The organism is Streptomyces sp. NPDC052721, from assembly GCF_040678315.1.
Lineage (GTDB): Bacteria > Actinomycetota > Actinomycetes > Streptomycetales > Streptomycetaceae > Streptomyces.
Genome location: NZ_JBFATL010000049.1, coordinates 17,730 through 35,804 on the forward strand (window position 1 = coordinate 17,730; position 18,075 = coordinate 35,804).

General features: G+C 74.5%; 17 protein-coding genes and 1 riboswitch. Of the genes, 11 read left to right on the top strand and 6 right to left on the bottom strand.

Features of this window, described 5'->3' with window-relative positions; genetic code table 11:
* Window positions 1-6: 6 nt before the first annotated feature.
* The 4 genes from AB0L21_RS33580 to AB0L21_RS33595 all read right to left on the bottom strand — a co-directional run bounded on the left by AB0L21_RS33580 (window position 7) and on the right by AB0L21_RS33595 (window position 4,035).
* The gene (locus tag AB0L21_RS33580; protein WP_365788110.1) at window positions 7-906 is read right to left on the bottom strand and encodes a dihydrodipicolinate synthase family protein; all 900 of its coding nucleotides are present in this window, start codon (window positions 904-906) and stop codon (window positions 7-9) included.
* Window positions 907-1,185: 279 nt separating this feature from the next.
* Window positions 1,186-2,583: an FAD-dependent oxidoreductase gene (locus tag AB0L21_RS33585; protein WP_365788111.1), complete on the bottom strand. Its 1,398-nt coding sequence runs from the start codon at window positions 2,581-2,583 to the stop codon at window positions 1,186-1,188.
* Window positions 2,576-2,878 carry a (2Fe-2S)-binding protein gene (locus AB0L21_RS33590; RefSeq protein ID WP_365702064.1) on the bottom strand — a complete coding sequence of 101 codons (303 nt, stop codon included), beginning with the start codon at window positions 2,876-2,878 and terminating at the stop codon, window positions 2,576-2,578. Before AB0L21_RS33590 ends, AB0L21_RS33585 begins: the two co-directional genes overlap by 8 nt.
* Window positions 2,875-4,035 carry an FAD-binding oxidoreductase gene (locus tag AB0L21_RS33595; RefSeq protein ID WP_365788112.1) on the bottom strand — a complete coding sequence of 387 codons (1,161 nt, stop codon included), beginning with the start codon at window positions 4,033-4,035 and terminating at the stop codon, window positions 2,875-2,877. The genes AB0L21_RS33590 and AB0L21_RS33595 overlap by 4 nt, the downstream gene beginning before the upstream one ends.
* 141 nt (window positions 4,036-4,176) lie before the next feature.
* Here AB0L21_RS33595 and AB0L21_RS33600 point away from each other — a divergent pair, with 141 nt between their 5' ends.
* From AB0L21_RS33600 to AB0L21_RS33640, 9 genes are all read left to right on the top strand, one after another.
* Window positions 4,177-4,299, top strand: coding sequence for a putative leader peptide (locus AB0L21_RS33600; protein ID WP_267881539.1), 123 nt, complete (start codon window positions 4,177-4,179; stop codon window positions 4,297-4,299).
* 82 nt (window positions 4,300-4,381) lie between these two features.
* Complete coding sequence (locus AB0L21_RS33605; protein WP_365788113.1) at window positions 4,382-5,269, top strand: glutathione S-transferase C-terminal domain-containing protein; 888 nt, start codon at window positions 4,382-4,384, stop codon at window positions 5,267-5,269.
* Window positions 5,270-5,346: 77 nt separating this feature from the next.
* Window positions 5,347-5,457, top strand: a riboswitch (SAM riboswitch).
* A gap of 352 nt (window positions 5,458-5,809) precedes the next feature.
* Window positions 5,810-6,793, top strand: a complete 984-nt coding sequence (locus AB0L21_RS33610; RefSeq protein WP_365788114.1) for an amino acid ABC transporter permease — start codon at window positions 5,810-5,812, stop codon at window positions 6,791-6,793.
* Entirely contained in the window at window positions 6,790-7,581 is a 792-nt protein-coding gene (locus AB0L21_RS33615; protein ID WP_365788115.1) for an amino acid ABC transporter ATP-binding protein, read from the top strand. Before AB0L21_RS33610 ends, AB0L21_RS33615 begins: the two co-directional genes overlap by 4 nt.
* 182 nt (window positions 7,582-7,763) lie before the next feature.
* Window positions 7,764-8,783, top strand: coding sequence for an ABC transporter substrate-binding protein (locus AB0L21_RS33620; protein WP_365702074.1), 1,020 nt, complete (start codon window positions 7,764-7,766; stop codon window positions 8,781-8,783).
* Window positions 8,784-8,830: 47 nt separating this feature from the next.
* Window positions 8,831-9,640: a GNAT family N-acetyltransferase gene (locus AB0L21_RS33625; protein ID WP_365788116.1), complete on the top strand. Its 810-nt coding sequence runs from the start codon at window positions 8,831-8,833 to the stop codon at window positions 9,638-9,640.
* Between the two features lie 14 nt (window positions 9,641-9,654).
* Entirely contained in the window at window positions 9,655-9,768 is a 114-nt protein-coding gene (locus tag AB0L21_RS33630; RefSeq protein WP_365702284.1) for a putative leader peptide, read from the top strand.
* A gap of 130 nt (window positions 9,769-9,898) precedes the next feature.
* Window positions 9,899-11,101, top strand: a complete 1,203-nt coding sequence (locus tag AB0L21_RS33635; protein WP_365702078.1) for an LLM class flavin-dependent oxidoreductase — start codon at window positions 9,899-9,901, stop codon at window positions 11,099-11,101.
* A gap of 26 nt (window positions 11,102-11,127) precedes the next feature.
* Window positions 11,128-12,522 carry an NtaA/DmoA family FMN-dependent monooxygenase gene (locus tag AB0L21_RS33640; RefSeq protein ID WP_365788117.1) on the top strand — a complete coding sequence of 465 codons (1,395 nt, stop codon included), beginning with the start codon at window positions 11,128-11,130 and terminating at the stop codon, window positions 12,520-12,522.
* A 266-nt stretch (window positions 12,523-12,788) separates the two neighbouring features.
* Here the strand turns inward: AB0L21_RS33640 and AB0L21_RS33645 are convergent, their stop codons facing one another.
* Window positions 12,789-13,874, bottom strand: a complete 1,086-nt coding sequence (locus tag AB0L21_RS33645; RefSeq protein WP_365702083.1) for a M12 family metallopeptidase — start codon at window positions 13,872-13,874, stop codon at window positions 12,789-12,791.
* A 94-nt stretch (window positions 13,875-13,968) separates the two neighbouring features.
* On the opposite strand from AB0L21_RS33645, the gene AB0L21_RS33650 reads away from it, so the two are divergent.
* Window positions 13,969-15,693, top strand: coding sequence for a LuxR C-terminal-related transcriptional regulator (locus tag AB0L21_RS33650; RefSeq protein WP_365788118.1), 1,725 nt, complete (start codon window positions 13,969-13,971; stop codon window positions 15,691-15,693).
* 9 nt (window positions 15,694-15,702) lie between these two features.
* Here AB0L21_RS33650 and AB0L21_RS33655 read toward each other — a convergent pair whose 3' ends face one another.
* On the bottom strand, window positions 15,703-16,686 hold the full coding sequence (locus AB0L21_RS33655) for a helix-turn-helix domain-containing protein (RefSeq protein ID WP_365788119.1): 984 nt from the start codon (window positions 16,684-16,686) through the stop codon (window positions 15,703-15,705).
* A gap of 56 nt (window positions 16,687-16,742) precedes the next feature.
* Between AB0L21_RS33655 and AB0L21_RS33660 the strand changes: the two genes are divergently transcribed.
* A complete protein-coding gene (locus AB0L21_RS33660; protein WP_365702089.1) occupies window positions 16,743-18,047 on the top strand; it encodes an MFS transporter in 1,305 nt (434 codons plus the stop codon).
* The last annotated feature ends 28 nt before the right edge of the window (window positions 18,048-18,075 follow it).

An 18,075-nucleotide genomic window follows, 5' to 3' on the forward strand; every position in this document is an offset into this window, starting at 1 on the left:
CTCCTCTCACGCCAGGCCGGCGGCGACGGCTTTCTCGGTGGCCGCGCGGACCGCGGCCTCCTGCTCGGGCAGCAGCGGGACGCGCGGCGGGCGCACCGGGCCGCCGTACCGTCCGACGACGTCCATGGAGAGCTTGATCGCCTGGACGAACTCCGTCTTCGAGTCCCAGCGCAGCAGCGGGTGCAGCTGCCGGTACAGGGGGAGCGCGGTCGTGAGGTCACCGGCCAGCGCGGCCCGGTACAGCTGCGCCGAGGCGCGCGGGAGCGCGTTCGGATAGCCGGCCACCCAGCCCTTGGCGCCGGCCACCGCCAGCTCCAGCAGCACGTCGTCGGCGCCGATCAGCAGGTCGAGTTCCGGGGCGAGTTCGGCGATGCGGTAGGCGCGGCGGACGTCACCGGAGAACTCCTTGACCGCGTGGACGAGCCCCTCGCCGTGCAGCCGGGCGAGGAGTTCGGGCACCAGGTCGACCTTGGTGTCGATCGGGTTGTTGTACGCCACCACCGGCAGGCCCGCCTTCGCGACCTCCGCGTAGTGGGCGAGGACCGACCGCTCGTCGGCGCGGTAGGCGTTGGGCGGCAGCAGCATCACCGACGCGCAGCCGGCCTCGGCCGCCCGCTCGGCCCAGCGGCGGGCCTCGGCCGAGCCGTACGCGGCGACGCCCGGCATCACCCGCTCCCCGCCGATCGCGGCCACGCCGGTCTCGACCACCCGGGCACGCTCCTCGGGGGTGAGCACCTGGTACTCGCCGAGCGAACCGTTCGGTACGACCCCGTCGCAGCCGTTCGCGACGAGCCAGGCGCAGTGCTCGGCGTAGCGGTCGTGGTCGACCGAGAGGTCGGCGCGCAGGGGGAGGGCGGTGGCGACGAGGATGCCGCGCCAGGGGCGGTGGTGCTCCGGGTTGCTCATGGGTGATCCCTCATTCAGTGGGGTGTGACATATTACTGAGCGGTTCGGGAGGCGGGCTCGGGGTTCGGGGACGTCGGCGTCGTGGTCGGGAGGCCGGCACGGGATTCGGAAATCGGTCCGGGGTTCGGCCGGCAGGCTCGGGTCCGGCGAACCGGTTCGGGGGTCGGGAGACCGGCTCGGGGTTCGGCGGGCTGGCTCGGGGTTCGGGAGGCCGACCTCGGGGATCGGAGGCCGATCCCGGGGTTCGCGAGGTCGGCTCGCGGTGTCGAGAGGCCGGCCTCACTCCGGCTCCGGCAGGGCGGCCAGGACGCCGAGCGGTACCGGCCGGGCGAACGGCCGTCGTCCGGGGTCGGGCGGGCAGCCGGTCAGGCCCGCCACCGCGGGCGCGCACATCCGCCCCTGGCACCAGCCCATCCCGGCCCGGGTGAGCAGCTTCACGGTGCGCAGATCCCCGGCGCCGAGGGAGCCGACGGCCCCGCGCACCTCCCCGGCGGTGACCTCCTCGCAGCGGCACACCACCGTCTCGTCCGGAACCCGGTCCGCCCAGCCCGCCGGCGGGGCGTACACCGCGTCCAGGGCCGTGGCGAACGCGCGCAGCCGCGTGCGGGCGCGGGCGGCGGCGGCCCAGTCGCGCGGGTCGGGGGCGGTGCCGTGCAGCCGGGCGGCGGCCGAGCGCCCGGCGATGTGCCCCTCGGCGAGCGCGAGCGCCGCGCCGCCGACGCCGGTGGCCTCCCCGGCGGCCCAGACGCCGGGCACGTCGGTGCGCTGCTCCGCGTCGACCCGTACGGCGGCGCCGGACAGAGTGCAGCCCAGGGTCTCGGCGAGGTCGGTGTGCGGCAGCATGCCGTGGCCCACGGCGAGGGTGTCGCAGGGGAGGCGCCGGGCGCTGCCGGGCCGCAGGCGTCCGTCCCGGCCGAGCGCGGCCACCGTCACCGCCTCCAGCCGGTCGGTGCCGTGCGCCGCCACGACGGTGTGCCGGGCCAGGGCGCGCACGCCGTGCCGCAGCAGCCGGGCCGCGTAGCCCGCGCCCTCGGCGAGTTTGCCGGGCTGCGCGGCCAGGGCGGACGCCCGGTGGAGCAGCGCGGCCGGACCGGCGGACTCCACCAGTGCGGCGACCCGGGCGCCGGCCGTGGCGAGCCCGGCGGCCACCGGCAGCAGCAGCGGCCCGGTCCCGGCGACCACCGCAGTGCGGCCGGGCAGCACCAGGCCGCCTTTGAGCATGGCCTGCGCGCCGCCCGCCGTGACGACGCCGGGCAGCGTCCAGCCGGGGAAGGGCAGTACCCGCTCGTACCCGCCGGTGGCGAGCAGCACCGCGTCGGCGTGCACGGTGACACCGTCCTCCTGTGCGGGACCGAGCAGGGCGTGCACGGCGAACGCCCCGGAGGCGCGGTCCCGCCCGACACACCACACATGATGGTCGGTCAGGTGGCTGATCCGGCCGGCCGCGCGGTGCCGGTCCAGGCCGTCCCGCAGCCGCTCCCAGGTGCGCCACTGGTGGTGCAGGGCCTGCGGCCGGCGTGCGCCGAGGGCGGCGGCGGGCTGCCGGTAGAACTGTCCGCCGGCCTGGTCGGCGGCGTCGACCAGGGTCACCCGGACGCCCCGTGCGGCCGCCGCCAGCGCCGCGGCGAGCCCGGCCGGGCCCGCGCCGACGACGGCGAGGCGCGGTCGTTCAGTCATCGTCCCGGCCCGTCCCCTCCTGCGTGCGGATGTCGTCCCCCGGGCGCACCGGCACCAGGCAAGCCCGTTGGTTGGGGCGGCCGTTGACGGTGACCAGGCAGTCGAAGCACACCCCGATCCCGCAGAACACCCCGCGGGGCCGCCCGGCGCCCCGTGTGCTGCGCCAGGCCGTCACGCCCGCCGCCCACAGCGCCGCCGCGACCGTCTGGCCCGGCAGCGCTTCCAGGGGCCGGCCGTCGAAGGTCACGGTGCAGGCCGGAGCCGGCCGGGCCCGGGTCAACTCCCTCGGATTCACCGGGCGTCGCCTCCCTCGGTGTCGAACCGCTCCGGCCGGAACGGCGTGAGGTCCATTTCCGGGGCCTTCCCGGTGAGGGCCTGCGCGACCAACTGCCCGGTGCCGGGGGCGAGTCCGATGCCCGCGCCCTCGTGCCCGCAGGCGTGGAACAGACCGGGCACCCGCGGATCGGGCCCGATCGCCGGCAGATGGTCCGGCAGGTACGGCCGGAAACCCGCGTACGTGCGCAGCGCGCGGACCCGCTCCAGGAAGGGGAACAACCCGATCGCCCCGACGGCGAGCGCCCGCATCGCGATCAGCGACAACGACCGGTCGAAGCCGACCCGTTCCCGGGTGGCGCCGATCAGCACCGGACCGGCGGCCGTGCCCTCCACGACCGGTGAGCTGCGCAGGGCGGCCGAGTCGCTGGCCACGTCGGCCACGTAGTCCGCGGCGTACACCTTGTGCCGGACCAGGCGCGGCAGCGGCTCGGTGACCAGCACGAATCCGCGCCGGGGGAGCACCGGCAGCCGGACGCCGGCGAGCGAGGCGAGATCGCCGCCCCAGGTGCCGGCCGCGTTCACCACCGCCGGTGCGTGGATGTCGCCCCGGTCGGTGCGGACGCCGTACACCGCTCCCCGCGCCGTGCGCAGCACCCCGGTCACCGTACGGCCGGTGTGCACGGCGGCTCCGGAGGCGCGGACCAGGTGTGCGGCGGCCAGCGCGGGCATGACCTGGGCGTCCTGCGGGTAGTGCACCGCACCGGCCATGCCGGGTGCCATGTGCGGTTCCAGCTCGGCCAGTTGCTCCGCGTCGACCGGTACGGCGGTGACGCCGGCCCTCCGCTGGTCCGCGGCGAAGTCGCGCAGCGCGGCCAGGGTGCCGGGCGTCGGGGCGACCACGAGGCCGCCCTTGGCCTCGTACTCGATCGCGGTGCCCAGCTCCCGCGCCAGCCCGGCCCACAACCGGGCCGACAGCAGCGCGAGTTCGAGTTCCGGGCCCGGCTCCTTGTCGGAGACGAGCAGGTTGCCCTCGCCGGCGCCGGTGGTGCCGCCGGCCACCGGGCCCCGGTCCACCAGCCGCACGTCGAGTCCGGCGCGCGCGGCGTACAGAGCACAGGCCGCGCCCGTCATTCCGGCCCCGACGACCACGACATCGCAGGTCAGTCGCTTCGCCACGCCAGTACTATGTCACATGTTTCTCTCCCTGAGGAGTCCCCGGCGCCGGCCTCCGATCCCCAGGCGTGGACGCCCCCTTGACGTCGTACGGAGCCCGATCGACACTCCAGGGAGGGAATCCTAGTGAACAGGTAGGGAATCATGGCGCGCCGCGAAACGGGCACCGGCCGAACCGGCCGGACGCCGTTGCGCGCACCCCTGCTCACCTCCCGTCGCCACATCGACCTGCAGCGCGTCTGCAGCGCGATCAGCCGCCACCGCTGAGCCGGGCCGTCCCCTCGCCCCCACCGACCGGTCACGCCCGCGCCGGCACGCCCCTCCGCACACCCACCACCCGGGGAGACGCATGTCCATCACTCCGCTCGCCGCCATCCCGTCCACCCGCGGTACCGCTCCCGTCTTCCGGGGCCGGATCGGCGGGGACGAGCGCAGCGGCCACTACGCCGTGCCGCACCGCTACCGGCTCCATCTGTCGACCGCCTGCCCCGACGGGCTGCGCCTCGCCGTCGGCCACAGCCTGCTCGGCCTGGATGCCCGCTGTCCCGTCACCCTCCTGCCCGCCGTCCCGGACTGTCCCGGCGGCGGCCACGCGGCGCTGCGCCCGCTCTACGAGGCGAGCGCCCACCACTACACCGGCCCGGCGCTCGCGCCCGTGCTCAGCGACGACTGGTCCGGACGCATCGTCAGCACCCACACCCCCGACATCCTGCGCGACCTGGACCGGTTCCGGCCGGGCGGCCACGCCCGCCTGTACCCCTCCGGCCTGGAGTCCGTGATCGAGGCCGTCGAGCGGATGTGCGCCGAGGGCATCGAGGAGGCCGCGCAGCGCGCCGGACGCGCCGGTGCCGCCCCCGCCGAACGGGCCGCCGCCCTCGACGTGCTGCTGGACACCCTCGGCCGGCTGGAGCGGCGGCTGAACGGCGAGGAGTACCTGGCCGACGACCGGCTCACCGCGGCCGACATCGAACTGTGGGTCACCCTGGTGCAGCTCGACACCGTCCACCGCTGCCACCTGGACGCCTCCGCCGTGCACCGCATCGCCGGCCACCGCGCCCTGTGGGCCTACGCCCGCCGCCTGGCCGCCCACCCAGCCTTCGGCCGCCACCTCGACCTCGACGGCATCGCCCGCCGCCACCACGGCCGCTGCCAAGGCCTTGAGGCCGCCGGAGCCGCTGTCCAGATCCTGGACTGGGCAGGCCACGCCGCCGAGACCCCGGACACTTCGCGCAGGTGAGAGAGGTTCGCCGATGTCCACTGGGCGGACGGCCGTTGACATCCGAACGGGCAACTGCCTTACTTACGGCTCAGAACGGTCATGAGCGTCAGCGCCAAGCCCTGGCTCGCTGACCGGCAACCCTCGCATCGCGGTGGGGTGCCCCAGGTGACGACCGGACCGGATGACGTTTTCGGTAAGCGCGAGGCCCCACGGGGCCGGAACAGTGACAGGTGACGCCATGTACGCAGCTCCCAGGACGGCCGCGAGCCGCCCCCAGGGCTGCGTACCGTCGTACGCCGGTCTCCTCGTCGCCGACCGCGCCGTCGATCTGCTCCGCGTGAACAGCGCACTGTGTACCGCACCGGGCTCTGCCCGCTGTCAGGGCTGACGTCTCCTCCCAGCCCCCGCGTTCCCGCCGCACACCGCTTGTCCGGTGTGCCGTTGTCCGCCCAGCCCCCGGTTCCGCGCCTGTCCGTGCGCCGCCTCGTGCCGCAGTGCCGTCGTGGCCCACCTCGCTTCCGCGCGGCCCCGGGGTGACCGACTCCGCCGGAGCCCACCATGAGTGAACCCCCAGGCGCCGCCGTCTCCCTGGCCGAGGCGCCCGCCGCCGTCGACACACCGTCAAACCCACTGCCAGCCCAGCGAGTTCAGCCGCTGCGCCGCCCCGGCCGGTGGATCGTCACCGCCGCCGTCCTCGTGCTCGTCGCGCAGATCCTGCACGGACTGGTCACGAACCCCTTCTACCAGTGGGACCGCTTCCGTTACTGGTTCCTGCGCCCCACCGTTCTCGACGGCCTCCTCGTCACCCTCGAAGTCACCGCGCTCAGCGCTGTCCTGGGGCTCCTCGGCGGCATCCTGCTGGCCCTCGCCCGGCTCTCCGGAAGCCCGGTGCTGCGGGCCGTCAGCTGGACCTACACCTGGCTGTTCCGCTCCGTACCGCTCATCGTCGTACTGATCTTCCTGTACAACTTCAGCGCCCTGTACAAGACGTTGAGCCTCGGCGTGCCCTTCGGACCCGCCTTCGTCACCTTCGACGAGTCCCGGCTGGCCACCGACATGACGATCGCCGTCATCGGCCTCAGCCTCAACGAGGCGGCGTACGCGGCCGAGGTGGTCCGCGGCGGCATCCTCTCCGTCGACCAGGGACAGCACGAGGCCGCCGCCGCGCTCGGCCTGCCCAAGGGCTACCAGTTCCGCAGGATCGTCTTCCCGCAGGCCCTCAGGTCCATCACCCCGAACTACGTCAACCAGCTCATCGGCCTCATCAAGAGCACCTCCCTGGTCTTCTACGTGTCGCTCCTCGACCTGTTCGGCACGGTGCAGTCGATGGGCAGCACCTACCCCGGTGACGTCGTGCCGCTGCTGATGGTCGCCACCGTCTGGTACCTGATCCTCACCAGCGCCGTGTCCGTCGTCCAGTTCCACGTCGAGCGGTACCACGCCCGGGGCGCCACCCGCACCCTGCCGCCGACCCCCCTGCAGAAGGCCCGGGCCGGCCTCGCCGGCCTGCGGGCCCGGCTGAGCCGGGAGGCCGCCGTATGACCACCGCGCACACCCTTCCGAAGACCGCCCCCGCCGCGCTCGAAGTGCACGGCGTCCACAAGTGGTACGGCTCCCACCGCGTCCTCGACGGCATCGACCTGACCGTGCGCCCCGGGGAGGTCACGGTGATCCTCGGGCCGTCCGGCTCCGGCAAGTCCACGCTGCTCAGGGTGATCAACCACCTGGAGAAGCCCGAGATCGGCCACGTCAGCGTGGGCGGCGAGCTGATCGGGGTGAAGCGGCACGGGGACCGGCTCAAGGAACTCAGCGAGCGCGCCATCCTCGCCCAGCGCAGCCGGATCGGCTTCGTCTTCCAGAACTTCAACCTCTTCCCGCACCTGACCGTCCTGGAGAACGTCGCCACGGCCCCCGCCGCCACCGGCAGGCTGAGCAGGGCGGCGGCGCAGGAACTCGCCTGGGAACTCCTCGACCGCGTCGGTCTCGGCGACAAGACCGGCGCCTACCCGCGGCAGTTGTCCGGCGGACAGCAGCAGCGCGTCGCCATCGCCCGCGCCCTCGCCCTGCGGCCCGGCATCATCCTCTTCGACGAGCCGACCTCGGCGCTCGACCCCGAACTCGTCGGCGAGGTGCTGGCCGTCATCAAGGACCTGGCGACCAGCGGCACCACCCTCGTCATCGTCACCCACGAGATCGGCTTCGCCCGCGAGGTCGCCGACCGGGTCGTCTTCATCGACGGCGGCCGGATCGTCGAACAGGGCCCGCCCGGCGAGGTGCTGGACCGGCCCCGACACGCACGGACCCGGGAATTCCTCGGCAAGGTGCTCTGACCGGGCCGCCCCGGCAGGGTGCACCGACCGCGCCGTCCCCACAAGGTGCTCCGACCCTGCCCGTCCCGGCGAGGTGCTCCGGCCTGCCGCCCGGGCCCTCCCCGACCACCACCCCCCACGGCACCCCGCTCACCAGCCTCATCGCTCACCACCCTCACCAGCGAGACAAGGACAGCCACGCCATGCCTACCCATCTCTCCCGACGCGCCCTGATCCGCGGCATCACCACGGCGACCGCCGTCGCCACCCTCGCCACCGGGCTCGCCGCCTGCGGAGGCGACAGCGAGGCCGTCACCAAGACCGACGCCACCGGCACGGTGACCGTGGGGCGGCTGTCCAACGGAGCCGCCGAGGAGACCGCGCTGAAGGTCTCCGAAGTGAAGTCCATCAGCGCCGAACTGCCCGCCTCCGTCCGCAGGAGCGGCAAGCTCGTCATCGGCGTCGGAGCCCTGCCCTCGGGCTCCGCCCCGCTGAACTTCGTGGGCAGCGACCAGAAGACCCTCACCGGCTCCGAGCCCGACCTCGGGCGCCTGGTCGCCGCGGTCCTCGGCCTGAAGCCCGAGATCAGGAACTCCACCTGGGAGAACCTCTTCGTCGGTGTCGACAGCGGCAAGGTCGACGTGGCCTTCTCCAACGTCACCGTCACCGAGGAACGCAAGAGGAAGTACGAGTTCGCCTCCTACCGCAAGGACAACCTGGCCTTCGAGGTGCTGAAGAAGAACCCCTGGAACTTCGACGGCGACTACCGCGACCTCGCCGGCAAGACGGTCAGCGTGGGCGCCGGCACCAACCAGGAGAAGATCCTCCTGGAGTGGAAGACCAAGCTGGCCAAGGAAGGCAAGAAGCTCACCGTCAAGTACTTCCCGGACCAGAACGCCACCAACCTGGCGCTGAGCAGCGGAAAGATCGACGCCTTCTTCGGCCCCAACCCCGCGGTCGCCTACCGTGCCCGGCAGACCGCGAACACCCCCGGCGCCACCCGTGACGCGGGCACCTTCTCCGGCGCCGGCGAGACGCTCCAGGGCCTGATCGCCGCCACCGCCAAGAAGGACAGCGGACTCGCCAAGCCGCTCTCCGACGCCCTCAACCATCTGATCGAGCACGGCCAGTACGGCAAGTGGCTGGCCGCCTACGGCCTGTCCAGCGAGTCCGTGGCGAAGTCGGAGGTCAACCCGCCCGGGCTGCCGCTGGACAACTCCTGACGGGTCGCCGGTCCATCGATATGGAGCCGAGAGAGGGCATCGCTTCCGTGGCTCACCCGACCGACGTCCGCCCCGGCGCGGCCCCGCTCCTGCCCGCTGCCCCCGCCCTGGACAACGCCGTGTGGGCCGCCCTCGCCGGCCCGCACGCCCAGCTCGCCGACCGGTACGGCCGCGCGGCCCGCTACCGGCCGGAGACCTACGCCTTCGCGGCGCTCGCCGACCCGGCGGACCCGGCGGCCTGGACCGACCTGCACACGCTCGTCGGTCCGGGAAACCCCGTACGGGTCAAGCCGGCCGCGTGGGTTCCCGACGGCTGGGAGGTGCTCGGCGAGGGCGCGGGCGTCCAGCTCGTGGACACCGCGCTGCGGGCCGAACCGGCCCCGGAGGCGGTGCCCCTGGGAGCCGGCGACGTCCCCGAGATCCTGGATCTGGTGGCCCGTACCCGGCCGGGCCCGTTCCTGAGGCGGACCGTCGAGATGGGCACCTATCTCGGCATCCGGCACCGGGGCAGGCTCGTCGCCATGGCGGGGGAGAGGCTTCGGCTGCCCGGCTGGACCGAGATCAGCGCCGTGTGCACCGACCCCGCGTACCGCGGCCGGGGACTGGCCACCCGGCTGGTGCGCGCGGTCGCCGCCGGCATCCGGGACCGCGGGGACACCCCCTTCCTGCACGCCGCCGCCGACAACACGCCCGCGATCCGGCTCTACGAGTCGCTCGGGTTCACCCTGCGCCGCCGCTCCCGCATCGTGCACCTGCGCAGCCCGGGAACAACCGGCGCCGGCCGGACGTTGAACGTCACGACGAGATCCGCCAGGCGGACGCCGACCAGGCCCGCCTCGCCCGACGGACGGAGGTGACGGCCGTGACCCGAGTGCCCCCGCAGGCACGCCCGCCGCGCGCCCCGCACCCGTACCGCTCCGTCCGTCTGCACTCCCGGCCGCACATAGACCTCCAGCGCGTGTCCGCCGCGCTCTGTCGCCACTGACCTCTCCCCGGCCCTCGCCCCGGTCAGGGGCTCCTCCCGCCGCGCCCGCCCGTGGCCGACGCCGCCCGTCCCGGCCGCCGCCGGCCCCGCGAGCCGGTGTTCTCGTACGGACATCAAGGAAGGCACCGACGTGTCCTCAACTCCCGCCGCACCCCTGCACCTCGCCGTCGCCCTGGACGGCACCGGATGGCACCCGGCGTCCTGGCGCGAGCCGGTCGCCCGCCCCCGCGACCTGTTCACCGCCGGCTACTGGACCGACCTGATCACCGAGGCCGAACGCGGCCTGCTCGACTTCGTCACCATCGAGGACGGCCTCGGCCCGCAGTCCTCCCGGCTCCTCGCACCCGACGAGCGCACCGACCAGGTCCGCGGCCGGCTCGACGCGGTCCTCATCGCCTCCCGCGTCGCCCCGGTCACCCGGCACATAGGCCTGGTCCCGACCGTGGTGGCCACGCACACGGAGCCGTTCCACATCTCGAAGGCGATCGCCACCCTCGACTACGTCAGCACCGGACGCGCGGGCCTGCGGGTACGGACCACCTTCCGCCCGGACGAGGCCGCGCACTTCGGACGGCGCACCATCCCCCGGATCGACGGCTTCGACGGCCCGGACGCGCAGGAGGCGGTCACCGACCTGTTCGACGAGGCCGCCGACTACGTGGAAGTGGTCCGCCGGCTCTGGGACAGCTGGGAGGACGACGCCGAGATCCGGGACGCGGCGACCGGCCGCTTCATCGACCGGGACAAGCTGCACTACATCGACTTCGAGGGCCGCTGGTTCAGCGTCAAGGGCCCGTCCATCACGCCCCGCCCGCCGCAGGGCCAGCCCCTGGTCACCGCCCTCGCCCACCAGACCGTCCCGTACCGGCTCGTGGCCCGCCAGGCCGACATCGGCTACGTCACCCCGCACGACGCGGACCAGGCCCGGGCGATCGTCGCCGAGATCCGCGCCGAGCAGGAGGCGGCGGGCCGTGCCGACGAGACGCTGCACGTCTTCGGCGACCTCGTCGTCTTCCTGGACGACAGCCGGGCCGAGGCCGAGACCCGCCGCGACCGCCTCGACACCCTCGCGGGCGAGCCGTACACCAGCGACGCCCGGATCTTCACCGGTACGGCCGCCGGACTCGCAGATCTGCTGGAGGAGTTGGCGGCGGAAGGGCTGACCGGGTTCCGGCTGCGGCCCGCGGTCGCCGGCCACGACCTGCCCCGGATCACCCAGGACCTGGTGCCCGAACTGCGGCGCCGCCGCCGCTTCCGGGACGCCTACGAGGCCGGCACCCTGCGCGGTCTCCTCGGCCTCGCCCGCCCCGCCAACCGCTACGCCGCAGCCTGACCGCCGGAGAGGACGACCGTACCGCCATGAGCAAGCCACTGAAGCAGATCCACCTGGCCGCCCACTTCCCCGGCGTCAACAACACCACCGTGTGGAGCGACCCGGCCGCCGGCAGCCACATCGACTTCAGCTCCTTCGCGCACTTCGCGCGGACCGCCGAACGCGCCAAGTTCGACTTCCTGTTCCTCGCCGAGGGACTCCGGCTGCGCGAGCAGGGCGGGAAGATCTACGACCTGGACGTGGTCGGCCGCCCCGACACCTTCACCGTGCTCGCCGCGCTGGCCGCCGTCACCGACCGGCTCGGCCTGACCGGCACCATCAACTCCACGTTCAACGAGCCGTACGAGGTGGCCCGCCAGTTCGCGAGCCTCGACCACCTCTCCGGCGGCCGGTCCGCCTGGAACGTGGTCACCTCCTGGGACGCCTTCACCGGCGAGAACTTCCGGCGCGGCGGCTTCCTGCCGCAGGAGGAGCGCTACTCCCGGGCCAAGGAGTTCCTCGCCACCGCGCACGAGCTGTTCGACTCCTGGCGCGGTGACGAGATCCTCGCCGACCAGGCCACCGGCACCTTCCTCCGGGACGCCCAGGCCGGCGCCTTCGTGCACCAGGGGCAGCACTTCGACATCCACGGCCGGTTCAACGTCCCGCGCTCCCCGCAGGGCCGCCCGGTCGTCTTCCAGGCCGGCGACTCCGACGAGGGCCGTGAGTTCGCCGCCTCCAGCGCGGACGCGATCTTCAGCCGGTACTCCACCCTGAAGGAGGGCCAGGCCTTCTACACCGACGTCAAGTCGCGCCTCGCCGCGTACGGCCGCCGTCCCGACCAGCTGCTCATCCTGCCCGCGGCGACCTTCGTCCTCGGCGACACCGACCAGGAGGCCGCCGAACTCGCCCGGGAGGTCCGCCGGCAGCAGGTCAGCGGCGCCACCGCCATCAAGCACCTGGAGTTCGTCTGGAACCGGGACCTGTCGGCGTACGACCCGGAGGGCCCGCTGCCCGAGGTGGACCCGGTGGTGAGCGAGGACCACATCTCCCGGGGCCGCGCCCAGGTGCGGATGTACCGGGACCCGGTGGCCATCGCCCGCGAGTGGCGGCAGCTCGCCGAAGCCAACAAGTGGTCCATCCGCGACCTGGTCATCAACACCGGCAACCGGCAGACGTTCATCGGCTCCCCGGAAACCGTGGCACGGACCATCAACGACTTCGTGCAGGCCGACGCCTCCGACGGCTTCATCCTCGTCCCGCACATCACGCCCGGCGGTCTCGACCCGTTCGCCGACAAGGTGGTCCCGCTGCTCCAGGAACAGGGCGTCTTCCGCGCCGACTACGAGGGCACGACCCTGCGCGACCACCTGGGCCTCGCCCACCCCGACGCCGAGGCCGGCACCCGCACCGGTGCCTCGCCGGAGCGGGCCGCATCGTGAAGTCCAGCCCGCCACCACCGGGAACGCCGGGAGCACTACGGCCACGACCCGGCGGCGGTTCCCGGTGGGCGCGGGCTCGGCCGGACTCTGCGTCGCCCGCACCTCACAGGAGGCACTCACGGCGTACCGCCCGGTCTTCCGGGCACCGTTCCCGCCCGTCGGCGGGGCGGAGACACCGCGTGGGCGTGGACGTCACCTCCCCCGTAGGTGACGTCCACGCCCGCTCCCCCGGTGCCGGACAGTGGCTCTGTGTCGTCCGTGTGCCGTCACCAGCACATGACCGCCGTCTCTCCCGACCCCCATGTGGAGTACAGGCGGACCCGGACGACATAGCGGCGGCCCTTGACGAGCCGGACCCGGACGGCGGCGTTGTCCGGCGTGCCGCCGTCGTCGTGGCCCGCGAGGAAGCGCGGCTCCCCGTCGCGCTCCTCGAAGACCACCAGCACGGTGTCGGCGTCGCCGAAGGTGCCCACGGTGTACGCGCGGCTCTCCGGCGGCTCGACGGTGAAGTCGGCCTGCTCGCCCGGCCCCAGACCGAGCGGCGCGGACCGGAACGGCACCAGCCCGGCCGGCCCGCCCGGAGCGGCGGGAGGGTACCAGCGGAGCACGAACTCCTTGTCGGCCGGGGACGGAGCGCCGGGCGGACGCAGCCCCCCGCGGTACTGCTCCGGCTCCAGCACCAGCCCCGGCCCGAACGGCAGCGTCATCACCGACTGCGGATCCCACACCGAGCCGCCCGCCTCACAGGCGTCCAGCCGGCGCAGCACGTTCGTGTACGTCGTCTCCCGGCTCCAGAAGTTCGGCGGGCCCGCCAGCTCGGCGTACACGGCCTCGTCGTCCCAGTGCAGGCCGGCGAACGGACTCTGGTGCTCGTGCACCATGCCGAGCGCGTGCCCGATCTGGTGCAGGACGGTCCCGCGCTCCCCGGGCGCGGTCACGTCCCAGCCGAGGTTCACGGTGCGCTCGCCCCGGCCCACCGACAGCGCGTCCCGGCCGACCGCCGACCAGGAACCGGCACCGGCCTGGAACCCGATCCGCAGCTCCGCCTCGTGCCGGTCGCCGACCTCGGCGAACGTGACGCCGATGCCGAGGTCCTGCCACTCGGCGAAGCACCCGCGGACCACGTCCCGCTGCTCCTCACCGCCCGCCCACGGCACCCGGCGCAGCTCCCCGGTCCCGGGGACCGGGATGACCGAGGCGTCGGTACGGGCGTCCAGGAAGCAGTAGTGCAGGACCGTGCCGTTGACCCACATCCGCCGCCCGGCGAGCAGCGCGCCCAGCCGCTCGGCGGTCAGCCCCGGTGCGAACGACGGGGCCGGCTGCCGCGGAAGCGAGCAGAGGCGTCGGGTCATGCGGCCAGCGTGCCCGCCGCTGCGGCCGCACGCCTGAGTCGGGGGCTACTCAAGTCGCCCTGTATCAAACCTGAGTACGGGCGCTCAGGATGGTGTGAGGAATGACGAACAGGACGCGAAGACTCTGGAGCTGCCCTGGCCGTTCACCGGCCGGGCCGACGAACTGGAGCTGGTGCGCGGTTCACTGACCGCCGGGCGGCCCGGCATCGTGGTGACCGGCCCGGCGGGCCGCGGCAAGACCCGGCTGATCACGGAGGCGGTCCGGGGCACGGACCACGCCCGGGTGACCGGCACGCCCGAGGCCCGGGACCTGCCCCTCGCGGCGTTCGCGCACCTGCTCCCCGACACCGTCTCGCTGCACCGCGCGGTCCGCGCGCTGTCCGGCGTACGGCTCCTGGTCGTGGACGACGCCCAGCTGCTGGACGAGACCTCCGCCGCCCTGGTCCACCAGCTCGCCGTGCAGGGCCGCACCCGCCTGGTCGTGGCCGCGGCGGACGGCCCGCCCGCGCCCGGCGCGGTGTCCCGGCTGTGGACCGGGGAACTGCTGCCCCGGCTGGCCCTCGACCCGCTGTCACGCGAGGACACCGCCCAGCTGCTCGCCGGCGCCGGGCTGGAACCGCTCACCGTGCGCCGGCTGCACCAGGCGTGCCGGGGCGATCTGCGGCTGCTGCGCGACCTGGTGACCGCGCTCACCGGTTCCGGCCGGCTGACGCCCGTACCGGACACCGGCGAACGGGCCTGGCGCGGCCCGCTGCCGGTCACCCCGGCCGTCCGCGAACGGCTCGACCCCGCCCTGGAGCGGTCCGGTCCCGGCGAACGCGACGCCCTGGAACGCCTCGCGTTCGCCGAACCCCTGCCGCTGCCCGTGGACGAGCTGGACCTGGACGTCCTCGAACGCCTGGAGGCGGACGGCCTGATCGACGTCCACGACCAGGGTGCCGTCACCCTCGCCCACCCCCTGCACGGCGCCGCGCTGCGCGCCACGGCCGGCCGGCTGCGGGCCCGCCGGCTGGCCCGCGCGCCGTTCGCGCACGGCCCCGCGCTGGACGCCGAACAGCGCACGCTGGTCCGGCGGATGGACCGGCTGGACGTCCGGCCGGTGCCGACGCCGGTGGGGGAGTGGCTGGTCGCGGAGGGCCGCCCGCTGCCGGCCGGGTACGCCGCGGTCCGCGCCCGGTACGCGCGCCTGCGGGGCGAACTGCGGGAGGCGGCGGCCTGGGCCCGGGAGGGGCTGCGGGAGGCTCCGTCGGACAGCGGGTGCCGGCGGGAACTCGCGCTCGCCGACGGACGGTCGGGTGAGGTGACCGACCCGGACGGCGTCCACGCGCTCTACGACGCCGTACGCCTCGGCGAGCCCGAGCGGGCGGTCGGACGGCTGCCGGCCGGCAGCGTGTTCGCCCGGCACGCGGACGCGCTGGCGCGCGGAGACGGGGCCGCGCTGGACCGGGCGGCGGAGGCGCTGGCCGAGCGGGGGTTTGTGCTGTACGCGGCGGAGGCGCACGCGCAGGCGGTACGGGTCCACCGCGATCCCCGGGCCGCGCGGCTGTCCCGTACCCGGGCCGTCGCACTGGCCCGCCGCTGCCAGGGCGCGCGCACGCCCGCGCTGGCCGGGCTGGTCCTCGGTGAACTCACCGCCCGGCAGCGGCAGATCGTCACCCTGGCCGCGGCGGGGCTGAGCAACCGGGAGATCGCCGAACGGCTGACACTGTCGGTGCGGACGGTCGGCAATCACCTGTACAGCGCGTACACGCGGCTCGGGACGGGGGACCGGGCGGCATTGCCCTGGCTGGTGGACGTGCCCGAGCGGGAGACGGCTTGAGGCCCGGCCCTAACGGCACAGCGCGTCGCCGAGCGCGGTGCGGGCGTAGCGGACGACGCGGCCGCTGCGGGTGCGGGTGAGCAGGCCCGCGTCGTAGAGGACCGCCAGATGCTGGCTGACGGCGCCCGGGGTGACGTCGAGGCGGTGGGCCAGTTCGGTGGTGGAGGCCGGCTCGGCGAGGAGCAGCAGCAGACGGGCGCGGGGGCGGCCGAGGAGGCGCACCAGGGCCTCGCCGCCGGCCGGGGGCGGTTCCTCGGAAAGGGTGGCACGGCCGCGGGCCGGATACATCAGGACCGGCGGGTGGCTGGGATCGATCAGCGGCTGGACTCCACGGGCGAACAGGGTGGGCAGCAGGACCAGTCCACGGCCGGCGATGTGCACGTCGGTCCAGGGCGCCTGGACGGTGAAGTCCCGCGTGGACAGCCGCAGCAGGCCGTCGCTCCAGGCCAGCCGCTCGTCGAGGTCCGCGAAGAGCGCCCCCGCGCCCTGCTCGGCGAGCACCCGCCCGCGGTGGGCCAGGTCGGCCTCCAGGATGCTCTGCGCGCGCGGCCACCAGTCGGCGGCCAGGCAGGTGTGCCAGTAGGCGTCGAGGGCGTCGGTGATCCGGGCGAGGAGGGCGGCGGGGTCGGCGAGTCCGCGGGCGACGACCGGCGGCAGGGCCTCCGGGGTGCGGTAGGTGGCGCGGAAGCCGGCGTCGACGGCCTCGGGCGGGGTGGCGCCCAGCCGGTCCAGTTCCTCGGCGAGGCCCGGGCGGGCGCGCTGCGGGCGCGGGGTGAGGAAGTCCGGCACCCACAGCCAGGGGGTGACGAGCGCGGTGAGCACCTCGTGGTCGAGTTCCGCCAGGCGGGGTCGGATGCGGCGCAGCCACGGCCGGTGGTGCGGGTAGCGGCCGGGGTCGTGCAGGCAGCGCAGGGAGAACACCGCCTCCTGGAGCGGGGAGTACGCGAAGGAGGTGGTGGCGAGGTCTCCGACGGCGAGGCGGAACTCGATCATTGAGCGCTACGCTAAATCATTGTCCGCGGGCTCGCACCGCCGGGTTGGCTGTGCACATGACCACGACGCCCGTCTCCCCAGTCCCCTCCCCGGGCGGCAGTCCCGCACCGAAGCGTGCCACCCGGGCCGCCGGCCTGCTGCCCACGGACCCGGCGCTGCGTCTGGCCAGTGTGCTGACGCTGGTCAACGCCCTCGGCAACGGCCTGTACTTCCCTCTCGGCGTCCTGTACTTCACGCGCGTCGTCGGCCTCGACGCGACCGCCGTCGGTGTCGGGATGACGGTCGCGGGACTGGTCGGTGTGGCAGCCGGGGTGCCGGCCGGGCGGGCCGCGGACCGGTGGGGCGCACGCCGGGTCGGCGCACTGCTGTGGGGCGGCACCGGGCTGGCCACGGCCGCGTACGCGCTGGTGAACTCGTACCCCGGATTCCTTGCCGCCGTGGTGTGCGCGACGGGCTTGCAGATGGCGAGCCGGGGAGTGCAGGGAGCGCTGTACGCCGATGTGCTGCCGGCGGCGACGCGGGTGGAGGCGCGGGCGTACCTGCGCATGGTGGTGAACGTCGGCATGGGCGTGGGCGGCGCGTTCGGCGCCCTCGCGCTCCAGCTCGACACACGGGCCGCGTATGTGACGGTCATTCTGGTCGACGCGCTGTCGTTCGCGGGTCCGGCGCTGCTGCTGCCCCGGCTGCCGCTGGCGCCGCACGTGGCCGGGCGGGCTCCGCTGGACGCCGCCGCCCCGGCCGCGGAGCGCTGGCGGGCGGTGCGGGACCTGCCGTTCCTGGCGGTGACCGTCCTCAACGCGGTACTGGTCGTGCAGTACTCGCTGTCCGAGATCGGGCTGCCCCTGTGGATCGTGGAGCGCACCGAGGCGCCGCGCTGGACGGCGGCGCTGCTGATGATCGTCAACTGTGTGCTGGTGGCGCTGCTCCAGGTCCGGGTGGCCCGCAGAGCCTCCGAAGTTCCCTCCGCCGTACGGGCGATGGGCTGGTCGGGCCTGCTGCTGGCGGCTTCCTGCGGGGTGTACGCCCTGTCGGCGGGCCTGTCCCCGGTGTGGGCGGTGGCGGCACTGACCGCCGGCGCGGTGGTGCAGGTCTTCGCCGAGGTGCTGTCGGCGGCAGGCGGCTGGACGCTCGGGTACGAGCTGGCCGACGCCCGTGCCCACGGCGTCTATCAGGGCGTGTTCGGCGCCGGTATGTCGGCGGGGATGATGTCCGGTCCGGCCCTGGTCACGGTGACCGCGATCGCCCACGGCTCGGCGGGCTGGGCGGCGCTGGGCCTGCTGTTCGCGGCGGCGGGTCTCGCGGTGGCCCCGGCGGTGCGCTGGGCCCGCCGGGACGGGGAGTGGCGGGGCGAGCCCGCCTAGGCGGGCTCCACACGGCGGAGCCGCAGGG